Source organism: Pantoea alfalfae, from assembly GCF_019880205.1.
In the GTDB taxonomy this organism is placed as follows: Bacteria; Pseudomonadota; Gammaproteobacteria; order Enterobacterales; family Enterobacteriaceae; genus Pantoea; species Pantoea alfalfae.
The window spans coordinates 1418092-1436399 of the sequence record NZ_CP082292.1 but is presented as its reverse complement, the minus strand read 5'-3'; the positions used below and the strand labels follow the sequence as shown (position 1 = coordinate 1436399).

The window sequence follows — 18308 nt, the reverse complement described above, 5'->3', positions numbered from 1 at the left end:
CTGTTAAACCAATGACAGCCAGCTTTGCTTAATCTGGTTACCGTCAAATTTCAGCGCGGTTTGTCTGGTTTTTTTGCTCATGGCATAGAACAGCGCGTCATCGGTGGCAAGCTGCTCCATTCGGGCCAGAAACGTGGCTTTGTCATTCATCGGGACCAGGAATCCATCTTCACCGTGGTTGATGATCTCCTGCGGCCCGGTCGGGCAGTCATACGCGACGACCGGCAGTGACCAGGATTTCGCTTCCAGCAGCACCAGTGGCAAACCTTCATAGCGCGACGTCATCAGCGCCATGTCGCTGTCGCGATAATAGTCATTGATATTGCTGACCTTGCCGACAAACTTCACGCTGTCGGTAATGCCCAGCACGGCCGCCTGGTCATGCAGTTGCTGACGCAGTTCGCCGTCACCAGCAATCACCAGCGTCCAGTCGGCATGAGTGCGGGAGAAGTCGCGCCAGATATCCAGCAGCAGATCAAAGCCCTTCTGATTATCCAGACGGCCCACCGCCAGCGCCTGGCGATGACGGGTCTGACGCTGATAGCCTTTGTATACCACCGGGTTGGGGATTGGCTTGCTGGGAATGCGCCAGCGGCTGAACACCTGATGATCTTTTTCGGTCAGAACAATCACGCGATCGTAGTAGCGCAGCAGCAGAAACTTGAGGAACTTAATCGGTTTGCTGAAGGAGTTAATGGCGATATGTTCGCAGGCGTAGGCTTTGCCTCGCTTCTTCTTCATGGCCAGCAGATTCCAGAAGGCGAACATCACGCTCAGGCGACCCATGCTGATCAGGAAGACGGTATCGAAACCCTCTTCGTTAATTCGCGCTACCGCGCTTTTAATCGGGTTGCTCTGCCCTTCGAAGCTGACGATTTCTCTGACATGCTCAAACGGATAAAAGGTTTTACCGCTACCTTCCAGCGAGTAGATGGTGACGTCATGCGTTTCGCCAAGACACTCTGACATAAAGTTACAGATGTTCTCGGTGCCCGCATACGAATAAGCATCTTTGATCACCAGGACAATTTTTTTCATGAAACGCTATCCACCTCAAATTTTAAAGACAATCCTGCCGACAGGCTTAACGATGCTTAAGGGTAAATAGCACACCATTCACCATATACCAGGCGTAATAGTAATAGATTTTTAACGGATTGTTTTTATAGATAATTCTTAATAGTTCAAGGTGCCACTGGGCCGCTTTGTTCTTATTACGCGAAAGGGAATCGCCTAACTCGTAATAGTTGACCAGAATCGTCTGAATTACGCGTGCCTGCTTATAGCGGGTGAATAATTCATACAAAAACAGGAAATCTTCGTGTCCTTTTCGCTGGAAGAACAGACCCTGCGGTGGACGGCGGAAACAGACAGAAGAGAAACAGACGCGATACTGCTTCTTCACAAAGTTTTCCTGCTGCAGGTAAGGTTTGCTGTAGGTGATGTCGTGCTCAGCTTTGCGGGTTTTATAGTGATATTCGGTAATCACAAAATCATCACCCGCCGCGATGGCCGCAACCTGCTGGGTCAGTTTATCGGCGTGCCACTCATCGTCGCTGTCGAGAAACGCGATAATCTCTTCAGTCGCCGCGCGCAGCCCGACGTTGCGGGTCTCTGCTGCACCCATGTTGACGGCGTTATCCAGAATAGTAATGCGCGGGTCCTGACAATGCTCGCGCACAAATTCCAGCGAGTCATCGGTGGACTTATCATTGACCAGATAGAGGTGCCAGTCAGTATAGCGCTGATTGATAACCGATTGCACAGCGCGTAATACCGTCTGACGTGCATTATACATAGGCATGACAATGCCAACGGTTCCAACAGAAGTATTCATCTTCAACCCTGAATTAAACGAAAAGAGAGGTGCTCCTGGCGTCAGGAGCAGAACGAGGCGCGGCGTGCGTCAGGAGTGTGCTTTCTCACCGCCGAAACGTGCTTTGACCTTGTCTTTAACCCGGTTCATAAAATAAGCACGGTTGTCTTTATTGGTGAGGAAGAAGTAACGCGCAAAGCTCAGGCTCGCCATCAGCGACTTGCCATCCATTTTGTAGCGCAGCGGCAGCTTAAAGGCTTTGTAGGTGTGGATATCACGCGGGGTAAGATGCGGCTTCATGCTATCAAGCCAGAACATCGAGTAGTTCACCGATTCGCCTTTGTGTTTCGAGCCAAATTTCGTGACCAGGTGGTAGTTCGCCAGCGGTGCGGCGATCATGACAAAGTCATAGCCCATGCGGTCGGCACGAATGCAGAAATCATAATCCTGATGACGGATGTAGCGGGTATCGAACTGAATCTTCGTCGCGTCTTCGCGCTTCAGCACAATCGTGCTGGTCTGGATAAAGCCGTAACAGCCGAACAGATATTCCGCAACGGTTTCATTTTTACCCGGTGGCTGCATCGGCATCACTTTCAGGAAGGTCCCATCCTGGTAGATATTCACCTGGCTGAAAATGACGACGTTCTTTTTGCCCTGGGCTTCCAGCTGCGCAATTTTTTCGCTCACCTGCTGCAGTTTGTCCGCGGCCCACTCATCATCGGCGTCAAGGAAGCTGACATAATCACCGGTCGCCAGCTCTATACCTTTATTACGCGCACCGGCTCCGTTGAGCTTAACCTCAGAGAGCACAAGATTGATGTCGAGATCCTGGTAGCGTTCGCTGCGAACCACCTCCGCCAGCGCGGCGGCATCCGCCGATTTATCATCCACGATGATGACTTCAAAATTGCGATACGTCTGCGCCTTAACGCAATCCAGCGTAGTTACAATCGATTCTGACGCATTGTAAGCGGGGATCACGATAGAGAAGCGAATGTCCTTCATTGCCAGCACCTCATTAAAAACATTTACAATTCAAATATATAACGTTTGGACGTGGCAGGGTAACCGGTGATGTCCTAAATTGTTGCCGAAGCGTTGGCCGCCTCTTTTTTCTTCTGACTGCTGGTGATAAAGGGCTTCTCAACGCAGAGATAGGTCAGTCTGGCGACATAGAAGGAGGCCACAAAGAACAGCGTGGAAAGCAAGGTGTAGAAGACAAAGTTATGCTGAATCAATGATTCTGGAATCATCTTGATAAAATAGAGCACGATGCCGTGGATCAGATAGAGGCTGTAGCTGACCTCACCGACCGACATCAGGGTTTTACTTTCCAGCAGGCCGAACAGCGAATTGCCGCTGCTGATAATGAAAAACACCACGGCCAGCAGGCAGAGGAAAATCAGGTAGTAGAACGTACTACTGGTAAAGAACAGCGCGATAACGGCCAGAGCAATGGCCATTGCCGTCGCCAGACCTGAAGAGCGGAAAGCCATAAAGCGGTCTCGGTAATGCCATGCCAGATACCCGGTTGCAAAGCCCAGCACCGGACGGGGATCGGTATAGGCGGTGCCCCAGAGACGCAGCGCGATAGCGACGGCCAGAATTCCGCCAATCGATCCCATGATCAGCAGCATCTTAAAGCGGCCACCGGTGGCACGATTCAGCAGGTAGATGAACGGAATTGACAGATAGAGCAGCCATTCCAGTCGCAACGTCCACTCGACACCCGCGTTGATATTAGCCGTCGGAATTGAACCGATATGGTAATTGCCGATAAACAGGAACCAGCGCAGACCGTCCACCAGCATTGCGCCGCTCGCCACCACATCCCCACTGAACCAGCCAATGACCACGATCAGCAGTGCAGAGAACCAGAACATCGGCACAATGCGCCGCACGCGTGACTTCAGCAATTTGCGTGTCAGTTCAGCGGTGGTCAGCTTGTCGTTGTCCAGCCAGCGATAGAACAGAAAAGCTGAGATCATGAAAAACAGGGCGACACCGAATTTACCGGAGTTGGCAAAAAAGTTTCCCTGCGACACCCATGCAAAATAGTCTTTATCAAAGATCCACTCATGGTCGAGTGAATAGACGTAATGCGCAAAGTGTGAAAAGGCGACGATGCTGGCCAGCAGCGCACGCAATCCCGAGATACTTTTAATACCGCTGCCGTTATAAACGCCGCGATGGAATGAAAATAACCGTAATACCATCAGTGCCATGACTAATGACAGCACCATCATGAGTACGTACATACCGCCCTGCTCCTTCTGTTTTTAAATAACTTAATTAGTGAGTCGATTTAAAAACGGCATCAAAATCGTGGCTCAGCAGCGCGAACGTCTGCTGCGCTTTTAACAGATAAAGATCTTTCGTCGGGTGAATACAGTCAGGAGACATCTGACTGTTCCACGTTTTCTGCTGCTTAATCAGTTCATACTGTCTTACTACCGGGACCTGCTGTTCGCGGGCCACCGCATTTATCTGATAGACATAAGGCCAGACATTCCATTGCTCTGCACGGCCACACAGCGGATTAGGCTGCTGCAGCACCACCTGTTTGCCATGCGCTTTCGCCGTTTTCACCAGGCCCGTCAGGATACGGTTAAAATCCTGCGGGCTTTCTGCGCCATGAGAGTGGTTTTTACCTGAAAAGACGCGCGCATCATTGATGCCATAGTTGATGAGAATGATGCTGGCATCGGATTGCGCCATACGCTGTTCCCAGCTCTCTTTCGCGTTAATCAGTTCTGAAACCTGTGCGCCTGGCGAACCATGATTCTCAATACGGATGTCCGGGCCATATTTTTCCTGCAGCATCTGCTGCAGATAAGTCATTTCATTCTCTTTGCTGATGACATTACGTCCGCCAGAAGAGGTCACACCGGCGGTCGTCGAGTCGCCATAGGCTGCGATAACAACCGCAGCCGGAGCATCGGCTGCCTGCACCATTAACGGCGCAGCAATCACTAACAGGGGGAGGAATCGAATCATTTTCAGCTCTCGTCTTAGTGAACTAACTTGAATTCACGCGCCACTTCATACCCCACAACCGCCTGTTTAAGCGAGATGGTGTTGTAGTAGAGGTAGTACATCTGGAAGAAGACAAACATCGCAAACATCGCGGGCTTCCAGGCTCTCTTAGACTGGTAGATCAACAGCGTCAGCACTATTGGCTCTACCTGCAGCAGGTAGTTTGAGAGACGAGCGCCCGATGAGTAGTTGTAGAAAAAGATCCTGATACCCCCCCCGATTGCGAAGGTAATAATCAGCAGGTAATTCAGTCGCCAGACATCATAATTGTCACGCTTCAGGCGGTTCGACAGCATGAAGTAGACAAAAATAAAGACCAGCGCCACGTTTTTCAGGTTCGAAACCGAGAAAACACTGCCGGTACTGGCTGTCGCTGCGTTGTCATTGTTGTAGCCAGCGGCCCTCTCCCCTAATCCCCCCAGATGGCCGGCAATGGCTGTAACGAAGCCCATCCCACCCACTTTCGAAGCCGGAATACTCAACACAATAATCGCAATCGGGAACCAGCGACGTTCACGCAGGAACAGGAAGGGGATCAGCGTGACCACCATGACCGCAGTATTGTGGCTGATAAATGAGAGAACAAAGAAGCCAAACGCCAGCCAGTAACGCTTCAGATAAAGCGTCCAGATTACTCCCAGGAAAAAGGCCGAGCTCAGACCAAAACGGATCTGGTTAACATCTTTGTTAATAAAGATATGGGCCGAATAGAGCGCCAGTGCCAGCACCGGATAAGGTGACATCTTTTTAAAGAAGATGGCGTTCGTCCCCACCGCGAGGATCGAGAAGACAAACAGAAAGGCGCTGGCATTATGGGAAACCAGGCTGGTCAGCCAAGCAATGGCAAAGATCAGCGGTTCATAGCGGAAAAATGCTACGGTATTGAAGAAGCCGTTGACCTCGATGCGCCGGACGAAATCTTCAAAGAAGCTGCGGTACTGATAATCATCCATGCCGGTGCCAAGTCCGCGGATACCGCCGAACACAATCAGCGTCACGGTCGCGATGCAGAGCAGATAAGTCAGAATATGGGAGGTGCGTTCGTCTTTTTTTAGCAATATTTCAAACAGCGAAAGCAGCAGTAAAAAGCCTGATACATACCAATATGGAGCCATGGTGTGATTCCTTAATTCCACAAGTTCTCATGCCAGCAATAATCACGCTTCGCCTTCCCGGCTTGCTTTTCCGGGTCTGATAGCACGGTCACAAGTTGCGTGCAGGCGATGCCATGCTGGTGATGAATTCTGTTGAGTGACGCTCGCCATGCGATTTATAGAGGTATCGCTTTCGTGGGTTTGGACAGAATAACCTGTGTAAATTGATGCGTGTCGTCATTCAAAGGGACGATAAAAAGGGGCGGTCAGACCGCCCCCTGTTTATTACTCAATGATCAGCTTTTTTCGGGCTTGCTGTAGTCATAGGCATAGTAGTCATAACCATGGCCATATGAATTAGCAGCTTTACGCACCACGGCGTTGAGGATCACACCTTTAATCTCAATACCGTTCTGGGCAAAGCGCTTGAAGCTGACGTCCACTTCTTTGGTGGTGTTGGCTTCGAAACGCGCCACCATCAGTGAGGTGCCGGCCAGCTTACCGATAATGGAGGCATCGGTGACGGCCAGGATGGGTGGCGTATCGATTAACACCAGGTCGTAGTTCTTGCTCGCCCATTCCAGCAGCTCACCCATGCGACGATGCATCAGCAGCTCAGACGGGTTTGGCGGAACCTGACCACGTGGCAGGAAGTCGAAACCGTACACGCCCTGCTGAATCAGCGCCGGACTGAACTCAGTTTTGCCAGACAGCACGTTTGACAGGCCAGATTTGTTATCCGCGCCCAGCAGTTCGTGGGTATAACCACGACGCATGTCGCCATCGATAAACAGAACACGCTGACCTGCTTTCGCGACCAGAGTCGCCAGGTTGGCACAGATAAAGGTTTTACCGATACCCGGGCTGGCACCGGTGATCATCAGGATGTTGTTTTTCGCTTCCATCATGGCGAAGTGCAGGCTGGTACGCAGACTACGAATCGCTTCAATGGAGAGGTCAGTCGGATTACCCAATGCCAGCAGCGTTTCGTGCGGATCGGTTTTCACCTTACTGCCACGGCGCGCCAGTGCTTCGGTATCCTTCTTACGCTGCCAGTCAGACAGTGGAACGCTGGCATAGACATTCATACCCAGCTCTTCCAGCTGATCCGGATTCTCAATGCCGTGATGCAGCAGTGCTTTGAGCAGAACCAGACCTACTGATACGAACAGACCCAGAATCAGGCTCGCAGCAATGATCAGCAGCTTCTTCGGTGCAACCGGTGAGTTAGCGGTCTGCGCGCTGTCAATGATGCGGACATCACCCACGGTGCTCGCCTTGCTAATGCCCAGCTCCTGCTGACGGTTCAGCAACTGCATGTAGATCTCCTGACCAGACTGAACGTCACGGGTCAGACGCAGGATTTCCTGCTGAGTCTGTGGCATGCCAGAAATTTTCTTGTTCAGCTGAGCCTGCTCACCTTCCAGCGTTTTGCGTTTTTCCAGCAGCGCGCGGTAAGTCGGGTGATCTTTGGTGAACAGCTGGGAGACTTCTGCTTCACGGAAGGTCAGTTCGTTCAACTGACTCTGCACGCTGACAGAGGAGTCCAGGGCAGATTTCGCTTCCAGTGACAGGTCAACAGATTCGTTCTGACGACGGAAGGTATTCAGCTTGTTCTCTGCTTCATCCAGCTTGCTGCGAACGGCAGGCAGCTGCGTGCGTAAGAACTCCAGGCTTTTCTCGGCCTGCTCTGACTTGCGTTCAACGTTCTGTAACAGATAGTTGTTCACAATCTGGTTCAGCACTTTGCTGATCTGCTCCGGATCTTCACCCAGATACTCCAGACCCAGTACGCCGGTATCTTTACCTTTGTCTGCCACGGTCAGGTTAGAGAGCACAGAACGGATCGCCTGCAGGTCATTCAGCTTGGTCACGGTGAAGCTGGTGCCTTCATCGGCATGAATCTCGCTTACCAGCATGCTGATGTCGCCGTGCGACTCCAGCTGGCCGACTTTACCTTTGAACAGCTCATCGCCATCTTTAGAGACGGTGTAGCTATCCGGACCGGTCACTTCCAGTTCAACGTTACGTTTGTCGATAGTGCGTGGGATTTCCAGACGCGAAATCGCGATACTGGCGGGTTTGTTGCCCATCAGGCGCGACAGACCCTTGCCGATGACCGGTAAGTAGTTCTGCTCAACCACGGTATCCAGACCCAGATCGTCAACGGTTTTGCCGATGACCATACGGGATTCCAGAATCTCGATTTCCGTATCAGAGGCAGGTGTCGGTGGCAGAATGCTGTCAATCTCGTTCAGAACGGTGCTGGCATTCTTCTGCTCAACCTGAACTAATGCATCAGCGCTATAAATCGGTGTCGCAAACAGTGTGTAGAGTGTTCCCGCCAGCATGAAAAATGCAGTAACGGCAACAATGATCCAGCGATGGTCAATGAGCTGTCCCACAAGATGTGCCAGATCCCATCCATTCGACTCCTCGCCCGGCGCGGTTCTGACCTTATTTTTTATATTCATGGATAATCCCAACTATCGGCTTAATACGTTGACCCATTTCTGGGTAGCGTTTTCCAGTAATCCGTAAATCTCTTCAAAGGCCTCACGGCTTTTTCGGTACGGATCCGCAATTTCTTTCTGATTGAGCCAGTGCCCAAGCAACATGGTTTTGCCACGTGCGGCGGGGTCGATGCGATTCACCTGTTCAATATGTCGCTTCTCCATGACCAGAATCAGGTCAGTGTTGCGGCACATTTCGGCTGTTAACTGTTGTGCCTGATGGCCTTCCAGCGACAGACCCTGCGCTTCGGCAACAGAGGATGCCATTTTGTCGGCCGGGTGGCCGACAAGCGCCCCCAGGCCGGCAGAGCGAACATCTAAATCGGGCAGCGCACGTTTAAACAGGCGCTCTCCGGTCGGAGAGCGGCAGATGTTGCCAACGCAAACGACTAACACGGACGTAATCATGGTCAGACCTTAGTTCGACCAGTTGCGGATACGCAGTGCGCTCTCGCTCACATCGTTGATACCCGCAATGGTTGGCAGTAATTGCGAGATCACACGGTTCCAGCGCGTCAGCGGCGTTGAGGTGACATACACGATGTCATATGGCTGAAGCTGGAATTCGGTTCCCATCACCATGGATGCCGCATCTTTGGTGTTCAACTGATAGATGTTGGCAATCTTATTGCGATCGGTGCCGCGCAGTGGACGGATAACGAAGACGCCGGTGGCGTCAGAGGTGGTTTGATCCATCCCGGCCGCGTTGCCCAGTGCTTCCGCCAGCGTCATGCCGCTACGGTCCATTTTCAGGGTCGCCTGCTGCTTCACTTCACCCATCACGAAGATTTTCAGATCATCGTTACGCGGAACGTAAAGGATATCGCCCGGATAGAGGAGGTGGTTCTGGCTCAGGTCGCCATTCTGCATCAGTGCCTGCAGAGAGACGCGCTGTTCACGACCGTTGTGCGTCAGCACGACGTTACGCCAGTCAGCATCAGGGGCCAGGCCGCCAGCAGCGTTAATCGCGTCCAGAATCGTCAATGGCACGTTAGTGATCGGCTGCTGACCTGAAGTCGTGACCGAACCGGTGACATAGGTTTTCTGTGATTTGAACGAGGCGATGCTCACATCAACCTGTGGGCTTTCAATGTACTGTGCCAGGCGGCGTGCTACTTCGTTACGCACTTCGCCAACAGTACGGCCCGCTACACGCACACGGCCAATGTAGGGATAGAAGATAGTGCCGTCAGAATGTACCCAGTTGCCGGTGTCGCTGGCGCTACGGTACTGGCCCGCAGGTGTCGTCAGTTCCGGGTGATCCCAGACCGTCACGGTCAGGACATCGCCCACACCGATACGGTATTCATAGTTCTGAATTTCGTTCTGCAGTGAAGGGTTCGCCTGAGCCACCAGAGGCTTAGGACGCATTTTCTCAACCAGTGAAGGCGTTAACGGGAAGACGTTGACATATTTATCGATGTCAAAGTTGCTATCCTGTTGCTCAATAACATCTTTTCCTGATGTAGAAAGACGAGAACCGGGTTCGACAGTACACCCGACAAGGAATGTGGCGGATACCAGCAAGGGTATCAATTTCATTTTGATTGTAATCATTTAGATCTTCGCTATCAGTTATTTATTGATAGAGGCGAAACCGCCGCTGTGTAAGCGTCCAACAAAAAGTAAATCCTGGCTGACTTAAGCCTTAAGCTCTGAACCTGTCGTTCATTATCCTTGCTCCACTTGTTATAAGTAGTGGCCATCAACCAGGGTGTACCCGAAACGCCTTGCATCATAGCGGACTATAGATGCACTGCGATATCCCTGATGATGGCCGCTATTAACGACACGCCTGACAACGGCATAACACCTCGGAGCGCGCGTGAGCACGCTCATTCCGACTCACGATTAATAGGCACCGTCGCGTTTCAACACCACGCCCACTGTTTTAAACAGAATGGCGATGTCATTCCACAGTGACCAGTTTTTCACGTACCACGAGTCGAAATAGACGCGGGTTTCATAGTCAACATCATTACGACCGCTGACCTGCCACAATCCCGTCATGCCTGGTTTAGCCATCAGGTAATAATCAACATCACCAGCATAACGACAGAGTTCATCTTCAATGACCGGACGAGGCCCGACCAGACTCATATCACCGCGCACCACGTTCCAGAGCTGAGGCAACTCATCGAGGCTTGTTTTACGGATGAAGTGGCCCACTTTAGTAATACGTGGATCATTTTTGAGTTTGAAATCTTTATCCCATTCCGCACGCGCAATCGGATCAGTACGAAGCACTTCTTCCAGCACTTCTTTTGAATTAATCACCATTGAACGGAATTTCAGACATTTGAATTTACGGCCATTCATGCCGACACGTTCGTGACCATAAATCGGTGGTCCGCCATCACGGCCAACCAGGAAGCCCAGGACCAGCAGTGCCGGCATCAGCATCAGAATAATCGACAGTGCACCGACGATATCAAAGGCTCGCTTCAGGAAACGCGAAGTGCGTTTTGCCAGGTTATTCTGAACCCGCAGGATCATCACTTCGTGGCTGAAGATATAGGCCATATCAGTACCGTAAAGCGGTACACCGCGTAGCGTCGGGATGACAGAAACTGAACGACAGTTGTGCATCGCCAGCGATTTCAGCCACACATCGCGATACTGACTCTGCTCATATTCTACTGCCACGATAAACTGGGTTTCGCTGTTAGTCAGGCTCCACAGCTCTTGCTCGTCGCGCAGAACCGGTACGCCGTTCATGATCTCCTGAGGACAGGTTCCGTCAACGTCATAGAAGGCGATGACGTCAAATCCCATGACCTCTTCACTTTGCAGCGCCTGCCAGGCTTCGTGCGCATTTTTGCTGCTGCCGATAATAATGGTCTGTTTTTTCCACAAGCCATTTTTATTCAGCAGACGCTTAGCCAGCGCGCGACAGGTCGGAATTAAAATCAGCGCCAGAATCCAGGTCAGTAACCAGACGAAACGCGACATCTGCCACTGTGACAGCGCGGTAATCGACAGGTCGATAACAGAAAATATAAGAATGGTACGAAAAACTTCTTTTAATTCGAACCAGAAAGGTTTGCGGTAAGTGTAGTGACGCAGCCTTACCCAGAACCAGCCAATACAAATTACCGACAGGCAAATGTGTGTGGCAATTTTTAAATTCATTTCTTTTTCAGAAATATCTGCCAGCGGCGAACCTGACTGAGCATTAATTAGCATCATCGCCACAAATAACGCTGCGTTGAAACAAATTAAATCTGAACATGCCAGCATTAATTTGGTAATAAGACTTTTAAACGTAAATTCAGTATCGCGCATATTTAACTCTTTATTTTATTTCCTTAAACCCGCAACGGCTATCGCCTGTTTAATCGTTAAGCGATGAAACCTTTCCAGACTGAGCCGTTTCTAAGGGGAGCTCCTGCGGCGTTTACGCCAGTGATCTTAACCATGACACCAATAATATTGTGATGAATACCAACAGATTACTCTGACTTTACGCACCGCCAGCACTGCTCATTTTATCAACGAAAAACGCGATTCAGGCACGCTACCGCCCTTGGCTGTCGCTGCCAATATCGCTGTCATCATTCATATTGCTCCCCGTAATGCGTTTACGTTACCGCAGCGCATCATACAGACGTTTTTTAGCGAATAACTCATTCGTCACATTTCGATTAATGTCGAATAGGCACGCAAATTACGACTCTGGGACAGGGTTTGCTAACTTGTTGCTATACTAGTTATTACTGGCTTGTTTACAAGCAGGTCCCGCCATCCCTGGACTATTTTAGGAAAAAGACTACCAGCAATTAGTATTGATGCCTGACAGGCAGTGCAATCCTTTCTGTACAATTCGGATTAATGCCATACTCCCGGTGAGATAAATCTCATAAGCCCGGCAGGTGAATATCACTTTCCCGTGACAAAATGACTCAGAATAGTCTTCTCTACACCCTGTGAATTTAATCAAAGCGTCACACTGTTATGTTCATATTTTGCACGATATATCGCGCTGTGCTGGTTATCCCTCCCTGCCCTGCCATTTGTACGCGGCTTCGCACTCCACTATCATCAGAGAAAACCCAATTTAAGACATTCAGGTGAACAACACATGCTGGAGGTAATTGCAGATCCCTCGCTTTGGGCGGGATTAGTAACGCTAATCGTTCTGGAACTGGTTTTAGGCATCGACAATCTGATCTTCATTGCCATCCTGGTTGAGAAGCTTCCCGGCCCCCTTCGCGACCGCGCGCGCGTAATCGGACTGCTGCTGGCATTAGTGTGCCGCTTATTGCTGCTGGCTTCGCTTTCCTGGCTGGTTACGCTGAAAGAACCCTGGGTTACGCTGGCCGGTCACCCCTTTAGTGCGCGCGACTTACTGCTGTTGTCCGGCGGGATTTTCCTGTTATTTAAAGCCACAACAGAGCTGAACGCGCGCCTTGAAGGCCATGATGACGATGCTGGTCAACAAAAAGGCGGCGCTAAATTCTGGCCGGTGGTGGCGCAAATTGTGGTGCTGGATGCCATCTTTTCGCTGGATGCGGTAATTACCGCCGTCGGCATGGTGAATGAATTACCGGTCATGATGATTGCGGTCACCATCGCCATTCTGCTGATGCTGCTCGCCAGCAAGCCGCTGACCCGCTTTGTGAATAACCATCCTACGATTGTCATCCTCTGCTTAAGCTTCCTGCTGATGATTGGCTTCAGCCTGGTGGCGGAGGGCTTTGGCTTTGTCATTCCCAAAGGCTATCTCTACGCGGCTATCGGCTTCTCGGTAATCATTGAGGCACTCAACCAGCTGGCCCACTTTAACCGTCGGCGTGTGCTGTCGGCGGGTCGCCCGTTGCGCCAGCGCACGGCGGAAGCGGTGTTACGGATGCTGCGCGGTGCAGCGGAACCGGCGGAACTGGATGCAAAAACCTCGTCGCTGATTGCTGACAGCGACGCCAGCATGCTGTTCAACCGCCAGGAGCGGGTGATGATTGCCCGGGTGCTGGGCATGGGTCAGCGCCACGTTAACAGCATCATGACCTCACGCCATGATGTCGAACATATCGATCTCAGTGATGACCCGACAGAGATCATGTCACGCCTCGACCGCAACCAGCACACACGCATTCTGATAACGGACAATTCCAGCGAACCGCTGGGCGTGGTGCATGTCATCGATTTGCTGCACCAGTCGCTGCACCATAATTCACTCGATCTGCGCGCCCTGATTCGGCAGCCGCTGGTCTTTCCTGAACGTCTGACGCTGCTGCAGGCGCTGGAACAGTTCCGGCAGGCCCATACTCACTTTGCTTTTGTGGTGGATGAGTTTGGTTCAGTGGAGGGCGTGGTGACCCTGAGTGATGTGATGGAAACCATCGCGGGCAATCTGCCGAATGAGGCGGGAGAGATTGATGCCCGCTACGATATTCAGATTCAGGGAGAGGGACACTGGATTGCCAACGGCCACATGCCGCTGGAAGACCTGGCGCTCTATGTGAAATTGCCGCTGGACGAGCAGCGTGATTATCATACGCTGGCAGGATTACTGATGGATAAGCTGCAACATATCCCTCAGGAAGGGGAAGTGTTGCAGCTGGGGGATTATCTGCTGCGAACCCTGCAGGTGGAAAATCATCGGGTTCAGAAAGTCGACATTCTGCTGCAGCCCGATAGCGATTACGAGGTGTAAGCATTCACCCGGTTTGACAGCATGCGCCCGCTATGGGCGCATGATTTTCTTCAGGTTCTCTTTGTTCTCGCCCTCTTTCTGACGATCGATCCACTGATTCAGTCGTGACTTCGCTTCACTCTGAAGACGGTCACGCAGCACGGCATCCACCGGCAGAGAATATTGCAGGCTGTTCCAGTCACCATACATACGCAGCGGAACCGGCTGACTGGAGAGCGTCTTCACCAGCGCCTCGTCGCCATGCCAGCCGCTGATTTTCAGCCCCAGGGTGAGGTCCAACTGTTGCTGCACCATGTCGACTTTACCCGCGCCCTGCAGGCCCAGATTCTGACCATTGCCATTGATATCGCTGAAGCTGAGAACGCCTTTATTCAGCGCGACCTGACCACTGATCGACTCAATGCCTTCATCGGCGGCTTCCTGACTGCTGACTTTATCACTGACCCGTGCCACGGCACGCTGCACCATCTGCTGCAGATTAAGCTGTGCCAGCTTCAGGTTACTGGCGCTGATGGTCGCCCTGCCCTGCCAGCGTCGTTTTGCCGCCTCAACCGTCAGCGTATTGCCCCACAGCTCGCCATCAAGGCTCAGATTTCCCTGCAGGCTTTCCGGCAGGTCAAACGCTTTAAGCAGTGGCTGAATGGCAATCAACCGGAGTTGCGGTTTCAGGCTGGCCTGCGTTTCCGGCTGACGAATATCGATGCTGCCGGGAACCGAGAAACTGCCATTGCCCAGTTTGCCGCTAAGCGTGTTCAGTGTCATCAGTCCCTGCTGGTTGCTGGCGTTTACCGCCAGTCCGGTCAGGGAGAGGCCGCGCCATATCACACTATCCGCCTGTAATTTCAGCGCCAGGTTCAGGTCATTCAGCGGAGAGTCGGCATTGCTGCGCTCCCGTGGGGCAGCAATCACCGGGGAACGAGCCACAGTGGCATGCTGCACGCCAGATGTTTCAGAGACCGGCGTGCTGGTGAGCAAATTATCAAGATTCAGCGTGCTGGCTTTCAGATCCAGCGCCAGCTGCTGTGGCGGAGTAATCTGTCCGTTGCCCTGCCCGGTCAGTGTACTGTCGTTGGCGGTGAGCTGCAGATTGCTGAAGGAGAACTGCTGGCGGTCACCATTCCATTCGCCCTGCAGGCTCAGAGAGCCTTTGATTCCCTGAACCGGAATATCGGCACCGGAGAGGGTGTAATCAAGCTGCTGCAACTGGCCGCTGAGACGATGGGGATATTGTGCGGCATCAAGCTGACCTTTGAGATTCAGGGTCGCGTTGCGCTGATTGCGCATCAGACTGGTGCTCAGCGACAGGGTCGCCAGCTTATTCGCGTCCTGTTCCATATTAATATTGAGGTCGCGAAAATTATATTCGTCGCCGCCCGGCTGCTGCCAGATAAGCAGACTGTCGGCTACCTGCAGCTTAGCAATATCAAATGACCAGCCGCTGGACGCCGCGGCTGGCTCCGCATCGCGCGGCCCCTGCGGCGCATTTTTAGCACGCTGCGCACTGCTCTCTGGCGTGACCCGCACGATCGCATTTTTCAGCAGTACCTGACTGACGCTGAGCTGATGGGATAAGAGTGGCCAGAGATCGACATCAAGCCGCATGTTTTCTGCCGAAACCAGCGGCTGGCTGGCACCCGGCGCGGTGAGACTCATCCGGCCTGCCAGGATACTGAGCTGAGGCCAGACGTGCCAGCGCAGATCGCTGCTGACTTCAAGGCGATAACCACTGCGTTGTTCGACCTGTTGCACCATATAGGCACGAAAGTCGTTGGGATTGACCAGCAGCACCAGCGCGCTCATTCCCGTTACGACCACCACTAACAGGATGGCCAGCGTGGTTATCACTCTTTTCATTACATCCTCAAATCAGTCTTTATCGATACGGCTGGCATCAGCGCCCTGCTGACCGCGATATTTCGCATCTTCACGTCGGTTGTAGGGACGCGCAGCCGGGCCTGAAAGCGGTTCAAAACTTAGCGCGCCAATTAACATACCGGGACGCAGCGCCAGCGGCAGTTTACCTGAATTGTAGAACTCCAGCACGATACGGCCCTGCCAGCCTGGATCAATGCGGTGAGCCGTCACATGAACCATCAGTCCAAGACGCGCCAGCGAAGAGCGGCCATCCAGCCAGCCGACCAGATCGTCGGGCAGCGTCACGGACTCCAGCGTCACCGCCAGCGCCAGTTCACCCGGATGAAGGAAAAAGGCTTCGCCATCAGGCAGCACGATCTCATCGCTCATTACCCGGTCCAGTGCCGCGCTCACTTCCTGTTTCGGGCCGCTCAGATCGATAAAGGCCGCGGTATGACCGCTGAAGGTACGGAACTGGTTACCCAGACGCACATCGACCGTGGCACCATTAATGCGCTCGACCGGCGGGCGCGGCTCAATGGCCAGTTTTCCATTGTCCAGCCAGGCTTCGATATCGCGATCGCATAATCTCATTGCGGTAACTCCATGACATAAGTGTAGCAAACCGGCATGCGTGGCTGCCGCCGGTCTGCACCACGTCCGGACGGACGTGCGTTATTCAAAAAACTGGTTGATTTTCGCCTTGAGGATATCGATGGCGATACGGTTTTTTCCGCCGCGCGGCACAATAATATCGGCGTACTGTTTTGATGGCTCGATAAACTGCAGGAACATCGGACGCACGGTCTTCTGATACTGACTCATTACCGAATCCATTGAACGGCCACGCTCATTGACGTCACGTTTCATGCGGCGCATCAGACAGATGTCGAGCGGTGTGTCCACGAAGATAGAGAAGTTGAGTTCCTGGCGCAGACGGGCATCGGTTAACAGCAGAATACCTTCAAGGATAATGACCTTTTTGGCCTTCAGGTGTTGCGTTTGCTGGGTGCGGGTGTGTTCAACATAGCTGTAAACCGGCAGCTCAATATCCTGACCGGCTTTCACCGCCTGCAGATGCTGCAACAGCAAATCATGATCCATCGCACTCGGATGGTCATAATTGGTTTTAACCCTCTCTTCCATGGTGAGGTGACTTTGATCTTTGTAATAAGCATCTTCCGGGATAACCCCGATGTGCTCGTCACCTACCTGATCACGGATTTCACGATAGAGCGTGCTGGCAATTAAACTTTTACCGGATGCGGAAGCGCCGGCAATGCCTACAATCACGCACTGATGAGACTTGTCAGTCATACTTTTTTGAGACCTGATAACTGGAGCCTGCCACTGGTCACACATTACGCGGGCAGTGGACGGGCCGAAATGGAGAGGGTGTGTTCGCGCTAAGTATAGGGATTTCGGCCTTTTGATGCCACAAAAATGGCGTCGGCGACTTTTCAGACTTTCTCCTTTGGACGCCACTCATTTCACCGATAAACTAACGTCACACCATACTATAAATAAAATGGCCTGTGCGGCACGCTGTTCTGACGACGCGTGTCGCAAACGTTCCGACCGAATGATGCATCAGGAGTGGTATGCACTGGAAGACTTTGACCTATTTTGGCGACAGCATGCTGTTGATTCCGACAGCGGTGATTATTGCGCTGATTTTGCCGTGGAAGAGTGACAATCGTCTTACGGTCTTTTACTGGATTGTGGCCTTTGGCCTGGCTGGGCTGACTGTCAGCCTCTCGAAAATCCTGTTTCTGGGATTTGGCATTGGCAGCGCCCGCTTTAATTTCACTGGTTTCAGCGGTCACAGCGCCATGTCCGCCACGCTGTGGCCGGTCATGTTATGGCTGATTTCCGGGCGCTGGAAAGCCCTGTGGCGCATTACGGCGATAGGCGTCGGTTACCTGATCCCCCTGATGGTCGGTTTCTCCCGCCTGGTGATCCACGCCCACTCTAAAAGTGAGGTCGCTACCGGTCTGCTGCTGGGCTTTACGCTGAGCACCGCGTTTCTGATTTCGCAGCGCCGTACCTCATTAAAAGGCTTCAGCTGGCCGCAGGTGGGTGCCGCGCTGTTAGTGCCGTTTGTATTGATGGGTCACGGTCGCGTCGCGACGACGCAGCAGTTTCTGGAGCGCTTCTCTGCCAGCCTCGCGGGCCTGGAAAAACCCTATACCCGCGCCGATCTTTTCCGCCAGTAATCAACACGCTGGCAATCAATTATACCGTGCCCGTCAATTCGCCGAATAACGGGCAATATTGATTTCACCCCTTTTTTCTTTGCCGAATGTGCTAGCATGCAGTCAGAGAATGACTGGTGCCTG

At 52.3% G+C, this 18308-nt stretch carries 15 protein-coding genes; 2 read left to right on the top strand and 13 right to left on the bottom strand.

Features of this window, described 5'->3' with window-relative positions:
- Nucleotides 1–3: 3 nt before the first annotated feature.
- The 10 genes from K6R05_RS06675 to wbaP form a co-directional block, all read right to left on the bottom strand.
- The gene (locus K6R05_RS06675) at nt 4–1038 is read right to left on the bottom strand and encodes a glycosyltransferase (protein WP_222925246.1); all 1035 of its coding nucleotides are present in this window, start codon (nt 1036–1038) and stop codon (nt 4–6) included.
- 46 nt (nt 1039–1084) lie between these two features.
- On the bottom strand, nt 1085–1837 hold the full coding sequence (locus tag K6R05_RS06670) for a glycosyltransferase family 2 protein (RefSeq protein WP_150010351.1): 753 nt from the start codon (nt 1835–1837) through the stop codon (nt 1085–1087).
- A gap of 69 nt (nt 1838–1906) precedes the next feature.
- Entirely contained in the window at nt 1907–2824 is a 918-nt protein-coding gene (locus K6R05_RS06665) for a glycosyltransferase family 2 protein (RefSeq protein WP_222925245.1), read from the bottom strand.
- A gap of 74 nt (nt 2825–2898) precedes the next feature.
- Nucleotides 2899–4077, bottom strand: a complete 1179-nt coding sequence (locus K6R05_RS06660) for an acyltransferase family protein (RefSeq protein ID WP_222925244.1) — start codon at nt 4075–4077, stop codon at nt 2899–2901.
- A 34-nt stretch (nt 4078–4111) separates the two neighbouring features.
- On the bottom strand, nt 4112–4816 hold the full coding sequence (locus K6R05_RS06655; RefSeq protein WP_222925243.1) for an SGNH/GDSL hydrolase family protein: 705 nt from the start codon (nt 4814–4816) through the stop codon (nt 4112–4114).
- Between the two features lie 14 nt (nt 4817–4830).
- The gene (locus K6R05_RS06650) at nt 4831–5970 is read right to left on the bottom strand and encodes an EpsG family protein (RefSeq protein WP_222925242.1); all 1140 of its coding nucleotides are present in this window, start codon (nt 5968–5970) and stop codon (nt 4831–4833) included.
- 275 nt (nt 5971–6245) lie between these two features.
- Nucleotides 6246–8423, bottom strand: coding sequence for a tyrosine-protein kinase Wzc (wzc, locus tag K6R05_RS06645; RefSeq protein WP_161732286.1), 2178 nt, complete (start codon nt 8421–8423; stop codon nt 6246–6248).
- A gap of 12 nt (nt 8424–8435) precedes the next feature.
- Nucleotides 8436–8870, bottom strand: coding sequence for an arsenate reductase/protein-tyrosine-phosphatase family protein (locus tag K6R05_RS06640; RefSeq protein WP_013358465.1), 435 nt, complete (start codon nt 8868–8870; stop codon nt 8436–8438).
- Between the two features lie 9 nt (nt 8871–8879).
- Nucleotides 8880–10019, bottom strand: coding sequence for a polysaccharide export protein (locus K6R05_RS06635; RefSeq protein ID WP_033733244.1), 1140 nt, complete (start codon nt 10017–10019; stop codon nt 8880–8882).
- Between the two features lie 294 nt (nt 10020–10313).
- The gene (gene wbaP, locus K6R05_RS06630) at nt 10314–11747 is read right to left on the bottom strand and encodes an undecaprenyl-phosphate galactose phosphotransferase WbaP (RefSeq protein ID WP_222925241.1); all 1434 of its coding nucleotides are present in this window, start codon (nt 11745–11747) and stop codon (nt 10314–10316) included.
- 796 nt (nt 11748–12543) lie between these two features.
- Between wbaP and K6R05_RS06625 the strand changes: the two genes are divergently transcribed.
- On the top strand, nt 12544–14115 hold the full coding sequence (locus tag K6R05_RS06625; RefSeq protein WP_222925240.1) for a TerC family protein: 1572 nt from the start codon (nt 12544–12546) through the stop codon (nt 14113–14115).
- 30 nt (nt 14116–14145) lie between these two features.
- On the opposite strand, the gene asmA is transcribed toward K6R05_RS06625, so the two are convergent.
- From asmA to udk, 3 genes are all read right to left on the bottom strand, one after another.
- Nucleotides 14146–15969 carry an outer membrane assembly protein AsmA gene (asmA, locus tag K6R05_RS06620; RefSeq protein ID WP_222925239.1) on the bottom strand — a complete coding sequence of 608 codons (1824 nt, stop codon included), beginning with the start codon at nt 15967–15969 and terminating at the stop codon, nt 14146–14148.
- A 12-nt stretch (nt 15970–15981) separates the two neighbouring features.
- Nucleotides 15982–16563: a dCTP deaminase gene (dcd, locus tag K6R05_RS06615; protein WP_004571280.1), complete on the bottom strand. Its 582-nt coding sequence runs from the start codon at nt 16561–16563 to the stop codon at nt 15982–15984.
- An 81-nt stretch (nt 16564–16644) separates the two neighbouring features.
- Nucleotides 16645–17286: a uridine kinase gene (gene udk / locus K6R05_RS06610; RefSeq protein ID WP_004571279.1), complete on the bottom strand. Its 642-nt coding sequence runs from the start codon at nt 17284–17286 to the stop codon at nt 16645–16647.
- 284 nt (nt 17287–17570) lie between these two features.
- On the opposite strand from udk, the gene K6R05_RS06605 reads away from it, so the two are divergent.
- The gene (locus K6R05_RS06605; RefSeq protein WP_222925238.1) at nt 17571–18185 is read left to right on the top strand and encodes a phosphatase PAP2 family protein; all 615 of its coding nucleotides are present in this window, start codon (nt 17571–17573) and stop codon (nt 18183–18185) included.
- Nucleotides 18186–18308 lie beyond the last annotated feature (123 nt).